The 18,785-nt window shown below is 66.6% G+C and carries 17 protein-coding genes and 1 pseudogene; 13 read left to right on the top strand and 5 right to left on the bottom strand.

Going from position 1 to position 18,785, the window contains the following annotated elements:
* The first annotated feature begins 30 nt into the window (after positions 1 to 30).
* Both EN857_RS24940 and EN857_RS24935 read left to right on the top strand, forming a co-directional pair.
* Complete coding sequence (locus EN857_RS24940; protein WP_128346640.1) at positions 31 to 1,698, top strand: CHAT domain-containing protein; 1,668 nt, start codon at positions 31 to 33, stop codon at positions 1,696 to 1,698.
* Entirely contained in the window at positions 1,695 to 3,116 is a 1,422-nt protein-coding gene (locus EN857_RS24935) for a hypothetical protein (protein ID WP_127391765.1), read from the top strand. Before EN857_RS24940 ends, EN857_RS24935 begins: the two co-directional genes overlap by 4 nt.
* Positions 3,117 to 3,151: 35 nt before the next feature.
* Here the strand turns inward: EN857_RS24935 and EN857_RS24930 are convergent, their stop codons facing one another.
* Positions 3,152 to 3,568, bottom strand: a complete 417-nt coding sequence (locus EN857_RS24930; protein WP_127391766.1) for a VOC family protein — start codon at positions 3,566 to 3,568, stop codon at positions 3,152 to 3,154.
* Positions 3,569 to 3,736: 168 nt separating this feature from the next.
* Between EN857_RS24930 and EN857_RS24925 the strand changes: the two genes are divergently transcribed.
* The 6 genes from EN857_RS24925 to lpxK all read left to right on the top strand — a co-directional run bounded on the left by EN857_RS24925 (position 3,737) and on the right by lpxK (position 9,312).
* Positions 3,737 to 5,080, top strand: a complete 1,344-nt coding sequence (locus EN857_RS24925; protein WP_127391767.1) for a TldD/PmbA family protein — start codon at positions 3,737 to 3,739, stop codon at positions 5,078 to 5,080.
* A complete protein-coding gene (locus EN857_RS24920; RefSeq protein WP_127391768.1) occupies positions 5,067 to 5,873 on the top strand; it encodes a 3'(2'),5'-bisphosphate nucleotidase CysQ in 807 nt (268 codons plus the stop codon). Before EN857_RS24925 ends, EN857_RS24920 begins: the two co-directional genes overlap by 14 nt.
* A gap of 74 nt (positions 5,874 to 5,947) precedes the next feature.
* Positions 5,948 to 6,193: a DUF4170 domain-containing protein gene (locus EN857_RS24915; RefSeq protein WP_127285845.1), complete on the top strand. Its 246-nt coding sequence runs from the start codon at positions 5,948 to 5,950 to the stop codon at positions 6,191 to 6,193.
* A 20-nt stretch (positions 6,194 to 6,213) separates the two neighbouring features.
* Positions 6,214 to 6,972: a lysophospholipid acyltransferase family protein gene (locus EN857_RS24910; protein ID WP_245478410.1), complete on the top strand. Its 759-nt coding sequence runs from the start codon at positions 6,214 to 6,216 to the stop codon at positions 6,970 to 6,972.
* Positions 6,969 to 8,285, top strand: coding sequence for a lipid IV(A) 3-deoxy-D-manno-octulosonic acid transferase (waaA, locus tag EN857_RS24905; RefSeq protein ID WP_127391770.1), 1,317 nt, complete (start codon positions 6,969 to 6,971; stop codon positions 8,283 to 8,285). Before EN857_RS24910 ends, waaA begins: the two co-directional genes overlap by 4 nt.
* A 1-nt stretch (position 8,286) precedes the next feature.
* Complete coding sequence (gene lpxK / locus EN857_RS24900; RefSeq protein ID WP_127391771.1) at positions 8,287 to 9,312, top strand: tetraacyldisaccharide 4'-kinase; 1,026 nt, start codon at positions 8,287 to 8,289, stop codon at positions 9,310 to 9,312.
* 6 nt (positions 9,313 to 9,318) lie between these two features.
* On the opposite strand, the gene EN857_RS24895 is transcribed toward lpxK, so the two are convergent.
* Entirely contained in the window at positions 9,319 to 9,552 is a 234-nt protein-coding gene (locus EN857_RS24895) for a DUF2093 domain-containing protein (protein WP_127285849.1), read from the bottom strand.
* 114 nt (positions 9,553 to 9,666) lie between these two features.
* Here EN857_RS24895 and EN857_RS24890 point away from each other — a divergent pair, with 114 nt between their 5' ends.
* On the top strand, positions 9,667 to 10,257 hold the full coding sequence (locus EN857_RS24890; protein ID WP_127391772.1) for a hypothetical protein: 591 nt from the start codon (positions 9,667 to 9,669) through the stop codon (positions 10,255 to 10,257).
* A 16-nt stretch (positions 10,258 to 10,273) separates the two neighbouring features.
* On the opposite strand, the gene EN857_RS24885 is transcribed toward EN857_RS24890, so the two are convergent.
* A complete protein-coding gene (locus EN857_RS24885) occupies positions 10,274 to 11,200 on the bottom strand; it encodes a LysR family transcriptional regulator (protein ID WP_135859292.1) in 927 nt (308 codons plus the stop codon).
* A 90-nt stretch (positions 11,201 to 11,290) separates the two neighbouring features.
* Between EN857_RS24885 and EN857_RS24880 the strand changes: the two genes are divergently transcribed.
* Positions 11,291 to 12,184, top strand: coding sequence for a DMT family transporter (locus EN857_RS24880; RefSeq protein WP_127391774.1), 894 nt, complete (start codon positions 11,291 to 11,293; stop codon positions 12,182 to 12,184).
* Between the two features lie 172 nt (positions 12,185 to 12,356).
* Here the strand turns inward: EN857_RS24880 and mutL are convergent, their stop codons facing one another.
* Together mutL and EN857_RS24870 are read right to left on the bottom strand one after the other, a co-directional pair.
* Positions 12,357 to 14,225 (bottom strand): DNA mismatch repair endonuclease MutL, encoded by a 1,869-nt coding sequence (mutL, locus tag EN857_RS24875; RefSeq protein WP_127391775.1) that lies wholly within the window; start codon positions 14,223 to 14,225, stop codon positions 12,357 to 12,359.
* Between the two features lie 110 nt (positions 14,226 to 14,335).
* Entirely contained in the window at positions 14,336 to 15,238 is a 903-nt protein-coding gene (locus tag EN857_RS24870; RefSeq protein ID WP_127391776.1) for a LysR substrate-binding domain-containing protein, read from the bottom strand.
* Between the two features lie 91 nt (positions 15,239 to 15,329).
* Between EN857_RS24870 and EN857_RS24865 the strand changes: the two genes are divergently transcribed.
* The 3 genes and pseudogenes from EN857_RS24865 to EN857_RS35840 all read left to right on the top strand — a co-directional run.
* Positions 15,330 to 16,880, top strand: coding sequence for a trimethylamine methyltransferase family protein (locus tag EN857_RS24865; protein WP_127391777.1), 1,551 nt, complete (start codon positions 15,330 to 15,332; stop codon positions 16,878 to 16,880).
* Positions 16,881 to 16,921: 41 nt separating this feature from the next.
* Positions 16,922 to 18,571: an ABC transporter substrate-binding protein gene (locus tag EN857_RS24860; RefSeq protein ID WP_128346880.1), complete on the top strand. Its 1,650-nt coding sequence runs from the start codon at positions 16,922 to 16,924 to the stop codon at positions 18,569 to 18,571.
* 97 nt (positions 18,572 to 18,668) lie between these two features.
* Positions 18,669 to 18,785, top strand: a pseudogene (locus EN857_RS35840) (cobalamin-binding protein); the annotation flags it as partial.

The raw sequence follows: 18,785 nt of genomic DNA, 5'->3' as shown, positions 1-18,785 counted from the left end.
GGGCAGGGGTTGTCGTTGGGGCTGGCTGAATTGAAATCGCCGCGGGCGCCTTGGCGCCTGGCGCGCATCTGTCTTCTGGTGGCCGGGCTGGCGTCCGTCGGCGCCCCGGCAGTCGCGCCGGCGGCCGACCGCCACCTTGAGGATGCGTTCGAGGCCGCGCAATGGGCGCTGCTGTCCTCCGCGGGCAATGCCTTGCAGCAGCTTGGCCTGCGCGCCGCTGCCGGCTCGCCGGAGCTGGCGGGCATTGTGCGCCAGCGCCAGGATATCGTGGCCATGATCAGCGGGAAGGAAAAGGCGCTGGGGCAGGCGACTTCTGCCGGTGCGAGCGGCGCCGACGCGCTGGTGCGCCTGCGCGGCGAGATCGATTCTCTGCGCGCCGAACTGGTTGGCGTCGACGCCACGCTGGCGCGGTCCTTCCCGCGCTATGCCGACCTTGCCCATCCCAAACCGCTGTCGGTGGCCGACGTGCAGGCCCTGCTCGATGAGGACGAGGGCCTGCTGCTGATGCTTGCCGGGCACGATCACATCTTCGTCTGGGCGATCGGCAAGCATGACACCGCCTGGACCGAAACCGGCTATGGTGCGGAGATCCTTGGCGGCGACATCGCCAGGTTGCGGGCCGAGCTCGATCCGGCGGCGGCCGCGCGCGGCGCCAGGACACTGGTCCCCGGCATGGACAAGCCGCGTGTCGCGCCCTTCGATCGCACGACGGCCAGCATCCTCTATGGCGAGCTGATCCGACCGGTCGAGCCGGCGCTGAAGGCCGCGCGCCACGTCTTCGTCGTCAGTGACGGTCCGCTGGCCGGCCTTCCCTTGTCGGTACTCGTCGCCTCGGCTCCCACCGGTGAAGACACCGACCCGGAGGCGCTGCGCCGGACCGACTGGCTGGCGAGGCACTATGCCTTCACCACCTTGCCGTCCGTCGACAGCCTGGCCGTCATCCGCAAATACCCGCCGCCGCGCGGCGGCAAAAAGCGCATTGCCTTTCGCGGCTTCGGCGCGCCTGTGCTGGGCGGCGAGACGGTCGAGGTCGCTTCCGCCCCTCCCGCAAGTTTCTTTCGCGGCAGCCTCGCCAATGTCGACGCAGTGCGCGACCTGCCGCCGCTGCCTGAGACCGGCCCGGAGTTGCGCAAGCTCGCCGCCATTCTCGGCGCGCCGGAAACGGACCTCTTTGTCGGCGCGAGGGCGAGCGAAACCATCGTCAAGCAGACGGACCTGTCGACGACGGACGTCCTGGCTTTCGCCACTCACGGCCTGCTCTCCGGCGACCTGCGCGGTCTGGCCGAGCCAGCCCTGGTGCTGACCCCGCCGCAAGTCGCCACCGCGCGCGATGACGGCCTGCTGACCGCCTCCGAAGTGGCGGAGCTCAAACTGTCGGCGCAATGGGTCATCCTCTCGGCCTGCAACACCGCCGGCGGTGACGGCCGGCCTGACGCCGAGGGCCTGTCCGGCCTGGCGCGCGCCTTCCTCTACGCCGGCGCGCGGGCGATCCTTGTCTCCCACTGGCCGGTCCGCGACGATGCCGCCGCACGTCTGACCACGCAGACGCTTGCGGCGCTGGGCAGCGGCTCAAGGCTCCGCCGAGCCGAGGCGCTCCGCCTCGCCATGCTCGACATCATGCAGGACAAGGATGATCCCTCGCTTGCGCACCCGTCCGCCTGGGCGCCCTTCGTCCTTGTCGGGGAGGGCGGCTATTGAAGACGGTTCTGCGCTTCATCGCTGCGTCGCTGCTGTCTCTCCAGGCAGGTGTCGCCCTGGCCGACCGCATCGATCCGTTCGCCGTGGCCGAGAAGGCCGCCGAGGCCTACCGCAAGAACGACAGCTACCCCGAAGTGCGCGGCATGTTCAGCGAGGCGCTGCGCGACGCCCGCCGCAGGGGCGAGCTCACGCCCGACTTTGCGATCATCTACGCCATGTATGCCGACACCACCCGCTTCGACGGCAACCCGGCGTTTGCGCTGCAACTGGCGGACGAAGGCCTGTCGCTGCTGCTCGGCGCGCAGCAGCCCGACGCAGACATGAAGAATTCGCTGCTGGTGTCGCGCGCCTATGCGCTGGCCGATCTCGGCCGCTACAAGGAAGCGATCGAGACCGTGACCATCACCGCGCTGTGGATGGGCGAGCGCTTCGGCGAGGCGCAGCGCAAGCAACTGGAGGACCAAGCCCGGTCGTGGGCGAAGAGCGCCACCGGCGCCGATGCCGGGCAGGCTCTGCCGTCGGCTGCCGAACTGGCGCTCGATCTTGCCGGGAAGGCCGACCAGGCGCTGGCTGTCGGCAATACCGAACTCGCTCTGACCCTCGCATCGCGGGCCATGCTGCCGGGCGATACCGGTCTTGCCGGGGATGATGTCGATTTCCAGAACGCCCACTGCCAGTCGATCTCCGGCACCGCCTATGCTTTCGAGGGGCGCAATACCCTGGCTGTGACGGCGCTGCGCCGCGCCGCCGATCTGCTCGTCGCCTCGCCTTGGGATGGCCAGTCGAAGCCGAAACTGCGCGATCTCGCGCTGACCGACGCTGGCTGGCGGCGTTTGACCTGGAGCGTCTTCAGCCGTCTCGCCGCTGCAGCCGTGGCGACCGGCGACCGGCAGGCGGCCGCGGCCGCCATCGACATAGCCGGCGATTTCGCGGCGACGCCGGAACAGCGATTTGCGCTGCTGTCGCAGCAGGCCGGACTTGCCTTCACCAGCGGCGACTACCGGCGCGCCGAGGAGACCTTCAGGAAGAGCGAGGCGGATGCGGCCCTGTCGGGCGATGCGGTCAACGCGGCGCTGTCGCGCTTCTATATCGCGATCGCGGTGCTGGCGCGCGGCGACGGTGCCCCCGACGGGCTCGCGGTGCGCGATCTGCTGCAAGCCGCCACCGCCGCGGCGGACGTCGCGCGGGACGATCCGCAGGTGACCGAATATGTCCTGGCCACGGCGGTGCGCATGATTGTCACCAAGACCAACGGCTATGAAGCCGCCATGCCGCTCGCCCGCCGCGCCTACGAAATCTTCAGGCAAAGGCAAACGGCGATGGCCAATTACGACGCCGGTCAGGAGGCCTCCCGCCGCGACGGGCGGCGCTTCCTCGAAATCTTCATCGCCGGCCAGTACGAGACGGACGCGAAGTAGCGGCGCGGCTCAGCTTGTGGCGTGGCCCGATCGGCTCAATGCGCGAAGATCTGCTCCAGCGAACGGAAGCCCTTGAATTCCAGGGCATTGCCGGAGGGGTCGCGGATGAACAGCGTCGCTTGCTCGCCGGGCTCGCCCTTGAAGCGCACCATCGGGCGCTCCAGCCAGTCTATGTCGGATCGCGCTTCCAGCCTGGCTGCCAGCCGCTCCCATTCGTCCATCAGCAGCACCGCGCCGAAATGCGGAATCGGCACCGCGACACCGTCGACCTTGCCCTCGTGCGCCGCCACTGATGCCTGCGGCCGCAAATGCGCCGACATTTGGTGGCCGAAGAGATCGAAATCCACCCAGCTCGCCGAGGAGCGACCGATGGCGCAGCCCAGCACCTCGCCATAGAAAGCGCGGGTTTCATCGAGATCACGCACCGGAAAGGCGAGATGGAAAGGCGTCATGGCGAAGGCTCCTGGCAGTTTGGCGATGCATTGGGCGGTGGTTTCGGCCGGTTCGGGTGCGATTTGGTCGCGGCACTGTGATTGTCCTTCCGCCATTGCACAAGCGGCAGGGGAACAATAGATGGTGCGGCAGCTTCCCAACCACGGCGAAGAAACAGGATCAAGTGCATGACCGACAAGCTCGACGCAGCAAAACTGACCGACCGCGTCGCGGCCCTGGTCGAGGCTGCAAGGCGCGCCGGCGCCGATGCCGCCGACGCTGTCGCGGTGCGTGGTCGCTCCGCGGGCGTTTCGGTGCGGCTGGGCAAGGTCGAGGGCACCGAATCGTCGGAGAGCGAGGATGTCTCGCTGCGCGTCTTCGTCGGCCAGCGGGTGGCGAGCGTTTCGGCGACCTCGGCCTCGGACCCCAGGGCGCTGGCTGAACGCGCCGTCGCCATGGCCAGGGTATCGCCCGAGGATCCCTATCAGGGCCTTGCCGATCCTGCCCTTCTGGCCGGCAAGCCCCGCGACCTCGACCTCTTCGACGCCACCGAGGTTTCGGCCGATGCGTTGAAGGAGGCGGCACTTGCGGCGGAAGCGGCCGCACTCGCCGTCAAGGGCGTCACCAATTCGGCCGGCAGCGGCGCCAGCGCCGGGCTGGGCGGCCTGGTGCTTGCCACCTCGCACGGTTTCGTCGGCCAGTATGTCGCCTCGCGCTTCTCGCGCTCGACCAGTGTCATTGCCGGCGAGGGCACCGGCATGGAGCGCGACTATGAGTTCTCGTCGCGCCAGCATTTCGCCGATCTCGATGCGCCCGAAGAGATCGGCCGCAAGGCCGGCGAGCGCGCCGTGCGCCGCCTCGGCGCTCGCAAGGCGGCGACCGGACCGGTCGACGTCGTGTTCGATCCGCGCGTCGCGCGCGGCATCGCTGGCCATCTCGCCGGCGCCATCAATGGCGCCGCGGTGGCGCGCAAGACCAGTTTCCTGCGCGAGATGATGGGCAAGCAGGTCGCCGCGGCGGCGATCACCGTCACCGACGAGCCGCTGAGGCGCCGCGGCCAGGCCTCGCGCCCCTTTGACGGCGAAGGCGTCGAGGGCGAGAAACTGCTGATGGTGGACAAGGGCGTGCTCAACCACTGGTTCCTGTCGACCTCGGCCGCGCGTGAGCTCGGCCTTGTCACCAACGGACGCGGCTCGCGCAGCGGCTCCTCGGTCTCGCCGTCCTCGACCAATCTCGCCATCGAGCCGGGCGAGCGGACGCCGGAAGACCTCATCAAGTCGCTGAAGCGCGGCTTCTATGTCACTGAAGTCTTTGGCCAGGGCGTCGACATGGTGACCGGCGAATACAGCCGCGGCGCCTCCGGATTCTGGATCGAGAATGGCGAGCTCACCTATCCGGTCGCCGAAGTGACGATTGCCTCCAATCTGAAGACCATGTTCCTCAATATGGTGCCGGCGAGCGACCTCGACCGCAATTTCGGCACCGCGGCGCCGACGCTGCTCATCGAAGGCATGACCCTTGCCGGCGCCTGATCCGACCGTCCTGACCGGGGCCCGCGAGGACCTCGCTCTGCTGCGCGACGCCGCCCGCGAGGCGGGCGCGATCGCCATGCGCTATTTCGGCAACAACCCGCAAGTCTGGATGAAGGGTGGCACTTCGCCGGTCAGCGAGGCCGACCACGCGGCCGACGCCTTTCTTCGCCAGACCTTGCTCAAGGCGCGGCCGGGTTACGGCTGGCTATCGGAGGAAACCGCCGACGACCATGCCAGGCTTGCCGCGCACCGCACCTTCGTCGTTGACCCGATCGACGGCACGCGTGGTTTTCTCGATGGCCTGCACTCCTGGTGCGTGAGCGTCGCGGTGGTGGAAAACGGGGTGACGCTGGCCGGCGTCCTCGAATGCCCGGCCAAGCATGAGACCTACTGGGCGCTGCCTGGCGAAGGCGCCTTCCTCAACGGCGAGCGGATCCGCGTGCGCGCGCTGGCGGACAATGTGGATATCGGCGGCCCGAAGCCGCTTGTCGACCTGCTGCCGGAGGCGTGGCAGGGCCGGTTGCACCGCATGCCCTATGTTCCATCGCTCGCCTACCGGCTGGCGATGATCGCCGCCGGCAAGCTCGACGCCACCTTCGTCAAGCCCAACGCGCATGACTGGGACATCGCCGCCGCCGACCTCATCCTGCGCGAGGCGGGCGGCGCCTTGCTCGACAGACAAGGCCGGCCGCCGCGCTATGCCGGCGCGGTGATCCACCACGGCGCGCTGGCCGCCGGCAGCGGCAAGCTGCTCGACGTGCTTGCCGGCGTCATCGCCGGGCTGGAAAGTTGAACCATCATCAAAGGTTCCAAAGTCGGCGGCTTTGGTCTAGACCTTTGCAAACTCACGATATGTGAAGGACCGACATGGCCGTGGAAGACGGAAAGAAACAGCTTTTGCACCTGGTATTTGGTGGCGAGTTGAAGAAGCTCGGCGGAACCGAATTCCGCGACCTCGACGGACTCGACATCGTCGGCATCTATCCCGACTATCAGTCCGCGCACTCGGCCTGGAAAGCCAAGGCGCAGGCCAGCGTCGACAATGCCCATATGCGCTATTTCGTCGTTCACCTGCACCGGCTGCTCGACCCAGACGTGAAGGCCGCCGGTTGACACCGTTGGAGCATGAAGCGGTGAAGGGGCAGCCCGCCCATACGGTCAGGCGTGGCGGCAAGACGCTCTGGCGCAGGATTCGCGAGCCGCTGGCGCAGTCGCGGTTCGTCAAAAGCTTCATCGCCGGCCTGTTCGCCAATTTTGTCCGTCTGGTTCGCCTGACCAGCCCGCTGGTCAAGGGGTCGACTCAGGTCGCCGGCGGCGCCTACGCGCATCTAGAGCCCGGTATCATCGCGCTCTGGCACGGCCAGCACCTGCTGACGCCCGCCTATTACCCGAAAGGCCGGAAGCTGGTCGCCATGGTCTCGCGCAGCGCGGATGCCGAGCTCAACGCGTTGATGCTTGAGAAGTTCGGCATCGAGGCGGTGCGCGGCTCCGGTGGCCGCGACAGTACGAGGCATCTCGACAAGGGTGGCGCCAAGGCTTTGATTGCCCTGAAGAAATCGCTCGCCGCCGATAAGAATGTGGCCATGATCGCCGACATTCCGCATGGCACGCCGCGCGACGCCGGGATGGGCGTCGTGCTTCTGGCGCGGCTGTCCGGCCGGCCGATCCTGCCTTCGGCGATCGCCACCAGCCGCCGCAAGGTGCTTGAAAAAAGCTGGGATAAAACCACCATAAACCTGCCTTTCGGCCGCTCAGCGGTTATCGTCGGGCCGCCGGTATTCGTGCCGGCCGATGCCGACGACGCCGAGATGGAACGCAAGCGCCAGGAAGTCACCGACGCGATCAACGCCGCAACTGCCGAGGCCTATCGCCTCGTGGACGGTTCGAAATGAGCGAGCGCTGGGCGCGCGCCATGCTGTCGGCCTACCGCTACGCGGGCGCCGCGGCCTATCCGCTGATCGGCCCCTATGTCGCCTGGCGCACCTCCAGGGGCAAGGAAGATCGCGTGCGCCGGCGCGAGCGCTACGGTGTCGCCGGCCGCCCGCGTCCGGAAGGACCGGTGATCTGGATCCATGCGGCCAGCGTCGGCGAGACGATCGCCGTCGTGCCGCTGGTCAAGAGCATCCTCGACTATGGCGTCAACATCGTGCTCACCACCGGCACAGTCACCTCCGCGCAGGTCGCCGACGAGCGGTTGGGTGACCGCATCATCCATCAATACGTGCCGCTTGACCTGAAGCCCGCCGTCAGCCGCTTCCTCGACCATTGGCGGCCGGACCTCGCGATCATCGCCGAATCGGAGATCTGGCCGATGACCATGCTGGAACTCGGCGCCCGCCGCGTGCCGCAGGTGCTGGTCAACGGCAGGCTGTCCGACCGCTCCTTCACGTCGTGGAAGAAGCGCGCCAACATCGCCGAGGCCCTGTTCGAGAACCTTGCCCATGTCGTTGCCCAGTCGGATGTCGACGGCGAGCGCTTCCGCACGCTCGGCGCTCGGCCTGTGACGGTGTCTGGCAACCTCAAGGTCGATACCGCGCCGCCGCCGGTCGACGAGCGCGCGCTCGCCTCGCTGAAGCGGCAGATCGGCGAACGGCCGACCTGGGCGGCGATCTCGACCCATGACGGCGAGGAGGTGGTGGCGGCTGAGGTGCATGCGACCTTGCACCGGCGCCACCACGGCTTGCTCACCATCATCGTGCCGCGCCACCCCGATCGCGCCGAAGCGCTTTCCGCGCAGATTTCCGCCATGGGCCTGAAGCTCGCCCGCCGCAGCAAGGGCGACAGGATCACGGCCGACACCGACATCCTGCTCGGCGACACGATCGGCGAGATGGGTCTCTACCTGCGGCTGACGGAAATCGCCTTCGTCGGCCGCTCGCTGACCTCCGAGGGCGGCCAGAACCCGCTCGAGCCGGCGATGCTGGAGACGGCGGTGCTCGCCGGCCGCAACGTGCAGAACTTCCGCGAGGCCTATCAGCGCCTGCTCGACAGCGGCGGCGCCAAGCTGGTGCGCGACCGCGACATGCTGGCCGGCGCCGTCAATTTCCTGCTGACCAACGAGGTGGCGCGCCATGAGATGATGGCGGCGGGAGCGGCCACCGTCGACGAGATGCGCGGCGCGCTGGCACGCACGCTGAAGTCGCTGGAGCCCTACATCCAGCCGCTGATCGTCAAGTCGCGCCTGAAGGGCGCAGACGGGAGGTAGCGTGACCTCCGAAGCACCGCCCTTCTGGTGGGAAAAACCGGACTGGCGCGTTCTGGCGCTGTCGCCGCTGTCGGCGGCCTATGCGCTCGTCGCCGGCCGCCGCATGCGGCGGGCACCGCGCGAAAAGGTCGAGGCGCCGGTGCTGTGCGTCGGCAACTTCACCGTCGGCGGCACCGGCAAGACGCCTGTGGCGATCGCGCTCGCCAGGCAAGCCAAGCGCATGCAGCTCAATCCCGGCTTCCTGTCGCGCGGCCACGGCGGCTCCTTCGGTGAGCCGCACATCGTCGATGCGCATCACGACGCCGCCAAACACGTCGGCGACGAGCCGCTGCTTTTGGCCGAGCATGCGCCGGTGGCGGTGACGCCGAACCGTGCCGCCGGCGCCAGGCTGCTGAAGGAAAAGCTCGGCTGCGACTTCCTCATCATGGACGACGGCTTCCAGAGCGCGCGCCTCCATATCGACTTCGCGCTGGTGGTCGTCGACGCCCGCTACGGCATCGGCAATGGCCGCGTCATCCCGGGCGGACCGCTGCGAGCAAACATCGTCGACCAGCTGGTCTTCACCAGCGCGCTGCTCAAGATGGGCGAGGGGACGGCCGCCGACGCGGTGGTGCGCCAGGCGGCGCGCGCCGGGCGGCCGATCTTCGAGGCGCATACCGAGCCTCGCGCCCGCAAGCGCTTCGCCGGCAAGCGCTTTCTCGCTTTCGCCGGCATCGGCCATCCCGATAAGTTCTTCCGCACGCTGAGCGAGGCCGGCGGCGAGGTCGTGCTCGCCAAATCCTTCCCCGACCATCATTTCTACGCCGAGGACGAGCTTGCCGAACTGGCGGCGACCGCCAAGCGCGATGGGCTTCGCCTGGCGACCACCGCCAAGGACGCCGCCCGGCTGCGCCATGGCGCGTCGCAAGAGTTCCTGGAGCAGCTCGACGTACTGGAGATTGACGCCGTCTTCGAGCTCGACCATGCGCCCGAACGCATCATCGACGAGACGCTGGATGCCTGGCGACAGCGCAAGCTGCGGGGATGATAAGACCTACTTTCGGCTGCGCAGCTCCGGGTGCATCTCGATCTCGCGGCGCAGCGAGGCGGTGGCGTTCACGTAGGGCTCCTGCCGGGCGACGCTCCAGTATTTGAGCTCATCCAGCGGAATGCTCTCGCCCGTCACCGCACAGCGCACGAATGCGCCTGGACTGGTGACCTGGAAGTCGCCGTCGAGATAGCGGATGCGGGCTTCCTTGCCGCCCGGGCCTTCAAAACGGTTCATCATGAAATGACGCTTGGGTTCATGAGATTCAATCGCCACAAATCGCAGGCAAGGTCAAGCTTGACGCAATGCTCGTGGAGTATCGCTCGATCAGCATAATGGTTGATGGGAACCGGCATGGACATTTCCTCCACCCGCCTGACATCGCTGCTGAAGGAGGCGCTCACGCCGCAGCCGGTGCCAACGGCCAAGGCCGATCCGGCAACCGCGGCGCTGGTCAAGGCGCTTGTCCAACCGCCGGCACCGTCGGCCGCCACTTCGGCCCAGTTCGCCGCCCAGGCTTTCAACGGCTCGTTGCCGAGGTCGCCCGCCCACGCGACTCAACGCCTGTCTTCCGACCAGATCGAGGATGCCTACAGGGCGGTCATGGAACCGGAAGCGGATCGTGCCTCGGCGGGCGTTCGGCCAGGCAAGGCGGCGGCGGAAGCCGAAAAGGCTTCGCGCGGCCCGACCTCGCCTCAGACGGCGATAGCGGACAGCATGACGAGGGCTGCGGCGGCACCGTCATTGCCTGTGTCCACGATCGCGGTTTCCTCTTCAGTGCTGGTTGCTGCCAATTCCAACGCGCCTAGGCCACGTGGCGCAGCCGCCCGACCGGGTAGCGCTCGATCGTCGCAACCCAGCCAGCTGCCGCTGTGGATGATGTCGATCTTAACGGCGCTGCTCTCGGCGACGATCACCACCATCGCGCTGTTGCTGCTTCGCTGACCGGGTCTGACCGGCTCTACGCGTCGTCCTGCAGGAAGGCTTCGAGTTTTTCAGTCGCAAGGCCTGCCTGTGCCGCAATGCGCCGCGCAAGGTCTGCCGCGGCGGCGCGCGGGCGGCCGACGGGCCGGTCGAGCCAGTAGGACACCGGATTGAGCGCGGTGCGGTCATCGACGGCGACGATCCGGCCCGTCTTGAGTTGCACCTGCGTCAGTGGCGGCCGCGCCAGCGCGATGCCCAACCCGTGCGCCGCAGCGTCGAGCACCAGATTGTAATCTTCGAAGCGTCGATCCTGTGGACGAGGGCGGTAGTCGATATCCTGCGCCGCGAGCCAGGCGCGCCAGGCGGATGCGTCGGAATCGTTGATCAGCGGGAACTTGAGCAGCCGGGCAGGGTCGCCGTGCCCTATTTCCTCCGCCAGTTCCGGCGAAGCGATCGGGAAGATGTGCTCCTCGAACAGCTGCACCGAGACGCGACCGGGAATGCGACCGCGCCCGCAACGCACCGAAAGGTCGATGCCTTCGTCGGCGAGGTCCGCCTGGCGGTTGTCGACATCGAGCACGATGCGCAGCCGGGTCGGGCTGTTCTCGAGCGCCGCCATGCGCGGCATCAGCCACAGGCCGCTGACCGAGGGGATCGAGGCCAGCCGCACGACCGCGGTGCCGCGCGGCTCCACCCAGCGGTCGGAATTGACCGAGATCAGCGCGAAGGCCTCGGTGGTTCTCAGATGCAGCCGGTTGCCCTCATTGGTCAGCGTCACGCCGCGCGCGTTGCGCTCGAACACTTTCAGCCCCAGCCAGTCCTCCAGCTTGGCGATCTGCCGGCTGATGGCGCCGTGGGTGAGGTTCAGCCTCTCGGCCGCCGCCGAAAAGCTCCCCGTTCGCGCCGCAGCATCGAAAGCGCGCAAGGTCTCCAACGGGAGTAACTGGTTCGAGCTGTGATCCATGCTCACAGGTGACCCTCGAATTGGTCGTTTGTCAATCGACGGTTGATGCGGTCTTCTAGCCCCATGGAGCCAAGCAACGAGGATATAGCGATGACCGCCTATGCCGGTACGTTGAATCAGACACAGCGAATGGACACCACGGCGGTCATCGCGGTCGCGCTCACAGTGGTCGGCTGGGCTTCCGCCTTCCCGGCGATCCGTGCAGGCCTCGCGGCCTTCCAGCCGCTGGAGCTCGGCGCGCTGCGTTTTGCCATCGCCGCCGTGCCGGCGGCGATCTTCCTGGCTGTCAAGCGCCCGGCGCTGCCCAAGGTCGACGAGTTGTGGCGCTTCGGCTTCGGCGGCGCCATCTTCGTCGCGCTTTACACGGCGATGCTCAATTTCGGTGAGCTGACCGTGTCGGCGGGCGCCGCCGGCTTCATCATCAACGTCAGCCCTATCTTCACCGCCATCATGGCGATGGCGCTGCTCGGCGAGCGCTTTTCGGGCATGGCCTGGCTCGGCACGCTGATCTCGTTCGCTGGCATCGGCATCATCGCCATGGCCGACGGGCAGGGGCTGCACTTCAACACCGGCGCCCTCTTGGTGCTGGGTTCCGCGCTCTGCTCGGCCGTCAACACCATCGTCCAGAAGCCGCTCTTTGCCCGCCATCATCCGTTGACCATCGCCGCCTCCAACATGGTGCTCGGCGCACTCTGCCTGGCGCCCTTCCTGCCGGAAGCGATCTCGCAGGCGGCGGTTGCCGACACAGCCGGTCTCGGCGCCGTCATCTACCTCGGCATCGTGCCCAGCCTGATCGCCTACGCCGCCTGGGCGACCGCGCTGTCGCGCCTGCCGGCTGCGCGTGCCTCGAACTTCCTCTATCTGGTCTCGCCGATGTCCGCCCTGATCGGCTTTTTCTGGCTGGGCGAAGTGCCGACGCTGCTCGGCATCCTCGGCGGCGCGCTGGCGCTCGGCGGCGTCATCGTGGTGAATTTGAAGCGGTAAGTCAGGGATCTAGCGTTCCCGAGTCATGAAAAGAGCCGCATCGTGCGGCTCTTTTCATGTCCCCCACCCGGACCTTCGATCCGACCTCCCCGCAAGGTAGGGCACCGCGCTTACCTCCTCCTTGTGGGGAGGATCGCCGCGAAGCAGCGGGGCGGGGCTGCGCCGTACGATCCTACCGCCGCCCGAACAGCCGCTCGATGTCGGCAAGCTTCAGCTCGATATAGGTCGGGCGGCCGTGGTTGCAGGTGCCGGAGCCGGGCGTCGCCTCCATCTGGCGCAACAGCGCGTTCATCTCTTCGGGCTTCAGCAGCCGCCCCGAACGCACCGAGCCATGGCAGGCCATGGTCGCCGCGATGTGGTGCAGCCGCTCCTTCAGTGTCTCGACCGTGTCGTTGTCGGCGATCTCGTCGGCGAGGTCGCGCACCAGTTGCTGCACATTGGTTTCGCCGAGGATCGACGGCGTCTCGCGCACCGCCACCGCGCCCGGGCCGAAGCGCTCGAGGCCGAGGCCGAATCTGGCCAGCGTCTCGGAATGCATGGCCAGCCGCTCGGCGTCTTCTTCGGCCAAGTCGACGATCTCCGGCAGCAAAAGCATCTGCGAGGGCACCCTACGCGAGTGCAGCGCGTTCTTCAGGGCCTCGTAGACCAGCCGCTCATGCGCGGCGTGCTGGTCGACTATGACCAGCGAATCCCTGGTCTGGGCGACGATATAATTCTCGTGCACTTGCGCCCGCGCCGCGCCCAGCGCCGTGCCGAGCAATGTCTCGGCCGGCTCTCCCCGGCTGGCGCGCGCGTCGGCGCTGTGAAGCGGCCCGGTCTCGAACGCAGCCTGATCGTTTTCGCCGAAGCCAGTCCTTTGCTGCTGGGCGTCGCCATATCCCATGTCGAGCGGCCGCTGAGGCGAATGCTCGAAGCCGGCTAAACCCGATGCGCGGTAGGCCGCCTCGTAGCTGCGGTGGCCATTGGCCGGCCCGCCATGGCCGAAGGGAGCGCTGCCCGGCCGGAACGCCGCCATCATGCCGGCAGCGCCCGTGGTCGCGGCGCGGATGCCGGCGCCGGCCAGCGCCTCGCGGATGGCGCCGACGATCAGCCCACGCACCAGGCCCGGATCGCGAAAACGCACATCGGCCTTGGCCGGATGGACATTGACGTCGACGGTCGCCGGATCGAGCGAAAGGAACAGCACCGTCACCGCATGGCGGTCGCGCGGCAGCACGTCGGCGAAGGCGCCGCGGATTGCGCCGGCGATCAGCTTGTCGCGCACCGGCCTTCCGTTGACATAGGCATATTGCTGCAGCGCGTTCGCCCGCGTGAAGGATGGAATGGAGACGTGGCCGGCAAGATGCACGCCATCGCGCGTGGCATCGATGGGGATGGCATTGTCGGGGAACTCGGCGCCCATCACTTGCGCCACGCGTTGCAGCCGGCCCTCCGGATCGTCGCCGGTCGCCGGCAATTCCAGCGTCGAGCGGTCGGTGCCGGCAAGCGTGAAGCGCACGCCGGGGAAGGCGATGGCGATGCGCTTCACCACATCGCTGGTCGCCGAGCTTTCGGCCCGCTCGCCCTTCATGAATTTGAGCCGTGCGGGCGTGGCGAAGAACAGGTCGCGCACCTCGACCGTGGTGCCGCGGTTGGCCGCCGCCGGCTTCACTGCCGAGACCCGGCCGCCCTCGATGCCGATCTCAGCCGCGCTGTCGCCGGCGGCCGTGCGCGAGCGGATCGACAGCCGCGCCACCGAGCCGATCGAGGGCAGCGCCTCGCCGCGGAAGCCGAGTGAGCGGATGTCGAGGATGTCGTCTGAAAGCTTGGAAGTGCAGTGGCGTGCGATTGCCAGCGCCAGTTCCCGCTCCGAGATGCCGGAGCCGTCGTCGGTGACGCGGATCAGGTTCAGCCCGCCGCCCGCGGTGACGATCTCGACGCGGGACGCCCCGGCATCGAGCGCGTTCTCGACCAGTTCCTTCACCACGCTCGCCGGACGCTCGATGACCTCGCCGGCGGCGATCTGGTTGATCATCGTTTCGGAAAGCTGGCGGATGGGCATCCGAAGATTATAGGCGGATTCGACAGCGTTGGGGGAGGGGCGGAATACAGTTGGCAACAGCTACCGTCACGATCCCCTCGCGCTCCGCTGCCGCGCAGAAGCTGGCGACCTCACGCCTGTGTCACCAGCCAGTCCCTTACCTTGCGCGCATTGTCGCTGAGTTCGCGGTTCTTTGGCCAGATGACGTAGAACCCGATGCCGGTTGTCAGCACGTGATCCGTCACCGGCACCAGCAGCCCCGATGCCACGAGGCGCTCGACCAGATGCCGCCAACCGAGCGAGATGCCTTGCCCTTCCATCACCGCCTGGATCACCAGCGCATAATCATTGATTCGCAAGCCGCGCTCGGCGTTGCGCAGGCTGGTTCCGGCTGACGCGAACCATTCGTCCCAGTTCGGGGCCTCTCGGTAGGGCTCCTCCAGATGGATGAGTCGGTGCGTGGCGAGTTCCTCGACCGTTTTCGGCTTGCCGAATTTAGCGAGGTAGCTGGGGCCTGCGACCGGGAAGATCTCCTCGTCGGACAGCGACATCGAATGATAGTCCGGCCAGTCGCGCGGCATGCCGCCGCGCACGCCGAGCGGGATGCCCTCGGCGATGATGTCGAGATCGCGATCGGCGGTCTGGATGCGCAGATCGACGCCCGGCAGTTCGTCGCGGAACTGCTGCAGGCGCGGCATCATCCAAAACGAGCCGAAGGCGGTCGAGGCGGCAAGCGTCACATGGCCGCCGGTCGCCTGCAGGCGCAAATCCTCCGCCGACTTGCGGATATGGGAAAGGCCGAGCGAGACGTCGGCGTGGAACCGCTCGCCGGCCTCGGTCAGGAGAACCTGGCGATGGCGGCGCTGGAACAGCTTGGCGCCGAGCTGCTCCTCCAGTCCGCGCACGGCGTAGGACACGGCCGCCTGCGTCATGCCGAGCTCGCGACCGGCCGCGGTGAAGCTCGACAGCCGGCCGGCCGCCTCGAAGACGATCAGGCTGCCGGCGGAGGGCAGCAGGTGGCGCAGGCTTCGCATAAGCAGAGTTTATACAAGAGATCAGGATTTTCCAGCGTCACAGCGATGTTTCGCCTCGTTAAGTTGACGGGCTGTTGGAGGATGAATTGCCATGAATGCACCGGCCGTTGCAGTGACCGAACATGCCAACCGCAGAAGCGGCGGCCGCCTGGGGCGCAAGGCGATACGGGGCGCTCCCGTGGCCTCGTTTCCGACGCTGGTGCGCCAGATCCCGGCATATCAGATGGTCCCCGACGAGGCGGTGGAACTGATCCACCAGGAATCGCTCGCGATCCTCGAAGAGGTGGGCTGCGAGTTCCGCGACGACGAGGCGATCGCCCTGTGGAAGGCCGCCGGCGCCGATGTCTCCGAAACGCGCGTGCGTATCGACCGTGCGCTCTTGATGGAACTGGTCTCGAAGGTTCCATCGGAATTCACGCTCAATGCCCGCAACCCCGAGCGCACCGTCCGCGTCGGCGGCAAGAATTCCATATTCGTGCCGATGTATGGCGCGCCCTATATCCGCGATCTCGACAACAACAGGCGCTACGGCTCGCTCGCCGACCTCAACAATTTCCACAAGCTCGCCTACATGGCGCCGGCGCTGCACTCGTCGAGCTCGGTCATCTGCGAGCCGATGGAAATCCCGGTGCCGAAGCGTCATTTGCACATCATCCATTCGGCGCTGAAGCACTCCGACAAGCCGTTCATGGGCATCGTGACGTCGAAGGAACGCGCCGAAGACACGATGGCGATGGCCGGCGTCGTCTTCGGCGAGGACTATGTCCGAGACAATTCGGTCCTGGTGGCGATCACCAACTGCAACTCGCCGCTGGTGTGGGACGCCACCATGCTCGACGCGATGAAGGTCTATGCGCGCAGCAACCAGCCGCTGATCCTCGCCCCCTTCGCTCTGTGCGGCGCCTCGACCTCGGCCTCCGCCGTCGGCGCGGTGGCGCAGGTCAATGCGGAAGCGCTGGCCGGCGTCGCCTTCACCCAGCTGCTGCGTCCGGGCTCGCCGCAGATCTACGGCCAGTTCATGGTGACGGTCGACATGAAGACCGGAGCGCCGATGGGCGGCACGCCGGAGGCGGCGCAGATGATGTATCTGATGGGCGCGCTGGCCAGGAAATATAAACTGCCGTGGCGCACCTCGGGCTTCCATGTCGGCTCCAAATTGAACGACGCCCAGGCCGGCTACGAGGCGAACATGCTGATGCATGCCGCCATCCTTGCCGGCGCCAACTACATCTGGCACTCGGCCGGATGGCTGGAGGCAGGGCTGACCTGCGGCTATTCGAAATTCGCCACCGACTGCGAGCAGCTTGTCGGCTGGTACAAATATGCCGGCGGCCTTCCCTTCGACGATTTCAAGGAAGCGATGGCGGCGATCCGCGAGGTGGGGCCGCAGGGCCATTTCCTCGGCACCCAGCACACGCTCGAACATTTCGAGTCCGCTTTCTTCATGCCCTCGATCATGGACTTCAATTCGTACGAGCAATGGAACGCCGAAGGCGCGAAGGACCACGACACGCGCGGCCGTGAGAAGGCGCGCAACATGCTGGCCGACTATGAGGAGCCGAAGCTCGACGAGGGCATCGCCGAGGGTCTTAAGGATTTGATCGCGCGGCGTGAGGAAAAACTGCCGGACAGCGTTAGTTAGTAAAACAGGCGAAGACCTGACGAACCATAAGGGAGGAAAAAATGGCACTCTTCAGAAGCAATGGCGACCGCGTGCCGGGCGCCATCGAGGCAATGGCAGAAGAAACGCGGGCGGGCCGCATGGACAGGCGTGAATTCCTGGCGCTGGCCAGCGCCTTCGGCGCGTCGACGGCGTTCGCCTATGGCATGATCGGCCTTGCCGCGCCGACAGAAGCACTGGCCGACGAGCCCAAGAAAGGTGGCACGCTGCACGTCTCGATGTCGGTCAAGGCGCAGAAGGATCCGCGCACCTATGACTGGACCGAGATGGCGAACGTCACCCGTTGCTGGCTGGAGCCGCTCGTCCGCTACACGCACCAGTTCACTTTCGAGCCGGTGCTGCTCGAAAGCTGGGACATCAACGACGACGCCACCGAATACACGCTGCACCTGCGCAAGGGCGTGACCTGGAACAATGGCGATGCCTTCAACGCCGATGACGTGGTCTTCAACCTGAATCGCTGGTGCGAGAAGGGGGCTTCCGGCAATTCCATGGCCGCCCGCGTCGGCGCGTTGGTCGACGCCAAGACCGGCAAGGCAAGGGATGGCGCAATCACCAAGGTCGATGACCATACGGTCAAGCTGAAGCTCAGCGAAGCCGATATCGCGATCATACCGGGCTTCACCGACTATCCGGCGCTGGTCGTGCATCGCGACTTCGACAAGGATGGCGCCGACCCGATCAAGAAGCCGATCGGCACCGGAGCGTTCGAGCTGGTATCCTACGATGTCGGCCAGAAGGCGGTCGTCAAGCGTCGCGAGAGCGGCAAATGGTGGGGTGGCGAAACGCCGCTCGACAGTGTCGAGTTCATCGACTACGGCACCGACTTCAACGCCACGCTGAACGCCTTCGATTCCGGCGAGATCGACCTCGATTTCGAAACGCCGGCCGACTTCATCGACGCCCTCGACAAGATGGATTTGGTGAAATCGGAGGTCGCGACGGCGACCACGCTCGTCGCCCGCACCAACATCACCCACAAGCCCTATGACGACCAGCGGGTGCGCAATGCGCTGCAGATGGCGGTCGACAACGATGCCGTCATGCAGCTCGGCTACGCCGGGCGCGGCACCGTTGGCGAGAACCACCACGTCAGCCCGATCCATCCCGAATACTATCCGCTGCCCAAGAAGACACGCGATGCCGCCGCCGCCAAGAAGCTGATGGCGGATGCCGGGCAGGCCGACTTCGAGCATGAGTTGATCACCGTCGAGGACGAATGGCAGAAGAACACCGGCGATGCGATCGCCGGCCAGTTGCGCGATGCCGGCATCAAGGTGAAGCGTACGGTGCTGCCGGGCTCGACCTTCTGGAACGACTGGACGAAGTATCCCTATTCGATGACCATCTGGTACATGCGTCCGCTCGGCGTCCAGGTGCTGGCGCTCGGCTATCGCTCTGGCGAGGCCTGGAATGAGACGGCGTTCGCGAACCCGGATTTCGACGCCAAGCTCAAGGAGGCGCTCTCGCTGGCCGATCCCGCCAAGCGCAAGGAAGTGATGAAGGACGTCGAGCAGATCCTGCAGGATTCCGGCGTCATCATCCAACCCTTCTGGCAGAAGCTCTACTGCCACATGAGCAAGAAGGTGAAGAACTATTCGATGCACCAGACCTACGAAATGGATTTCCAGAACGTCTGGCTGGACGCCTGAAACACCTCCCGAGACTTGCAAGCAACTGCGCCGGCACCTCTGACAAAAGGTGCCGGCGGCCCGTAAATCACTCATGAGCAATTGGCGCCGAGAAAAAATGTCCGACGACGAGATCATCCTTTCCGAGCTTTCCGACGACGAGCTCGTGCAGCAGATGCACGACGACCTTTATGACGGGCTGAAGGAAGAGATCGAGGAAGGCACCAACATCCTT

The sequence above is a fragment of the Mesorhizobium sp. M4B.F.Ca.ET.214.01.1.1 genome, assembly GCF_004791545.1.
Lineage (GTDB): Bacteria > Pseudomonadota > Alphaproteobacteria > Rhizobiales > Rhizobiaceae > Mesorhizobium > Mesorhizobium abyssinicae.
Note: the sequence above shows the minus strand (reverse complement) of the source record. Positions and strands in the feature narration are given on the sequence as shown.

Excerpts from the sequence above, each read along its gene's own strand:
- EN857_RS24930 (WP_127391766.1), bottom strand. The coding sequence starts at position 3,568 with ATGACGCCTTTCCATCTCGCCTTTCCGGTGCGTGATCTCGATGAAACC.
- EN857_RS24925 (WP_127391767.1), top strand. The coding sequence starts at position 3,737 with ATGACCGACAAGCTCGACGCAGCAAAACTGACCGACCGCGTCGCGGCC.
- EN857_RS24915 (WP_127285845.1), top strand. The coding sequence starts at position 5,948 with ATGGCCGTGGAAGACGGAAAGAAACAGCTTTTGCACCTGGTATTTGGT.
- waaA (WP_127391770.1), top strand. The coding sequence starts at position 6,969 with ATGAGCGAGCGCTGGGCGCGCGCCATGCTGTCGGCCTACCGCTACGCG.
- EN857_RS24895 (WP_127285849.1), bottom strand. The coding sequence starts at position 9,552 with ATGATGAACCGTTTTGAAGGCCCGGGCGGCAAGGAAGCCCGCATCCGC.
- EN857_RS24890 (WP_127391772.1), top strand. The coding sequence starts at position 9,667 with ATGGACATTTCCTCCACCCGCCTGACATCGCTGCTGAAGGAGGCGCTC.
- EN857_RS24885 (WP_135859292.1), bottom strand. The coding sequence starts at position 11,200 with ATGGATCACAGCTCGAACCAGTTACTCCCGTTGGAGACCTTGCGCGCT.
- EN857_RS24880 (WP_127391774.1), top strand. The coding sequence starts at position 11,291 with ATGACCGCCTATGCCGGTACGTTGAATCAGACACAGCGAATGGACACC.
- mutL (WP_127391775.1), bottom strand. The coding sequence starts at position 14,225 with ATGCCCATCCGCCAGCTTTCCGAAACGATGATCAACCAGATCGCCGCC.
- EN857_RS24870 (WP_127391776.1), bottom strand. The coding sequence starts at position 15,238 with ATGCGAAGCCTGCGCCACCTGCTGCCCTCCGCCGGCAGCCTGATCGTC.
- EN857_RS24865 (WP_127391777.1), top strand. The coding sequence starts at position 15,330 with ATGAATGCACCGGCCGTTGCAGTGACCGAACATGCCAACCGCAGAAGC.
- EN857_RS24860 (WP_128346880.1), top strand. The coding sequence starts at position 16,922 with ATGGCACTCTTCAGAAGCAATGGCGACCGCGTGCCGGGCGCCATCGAG.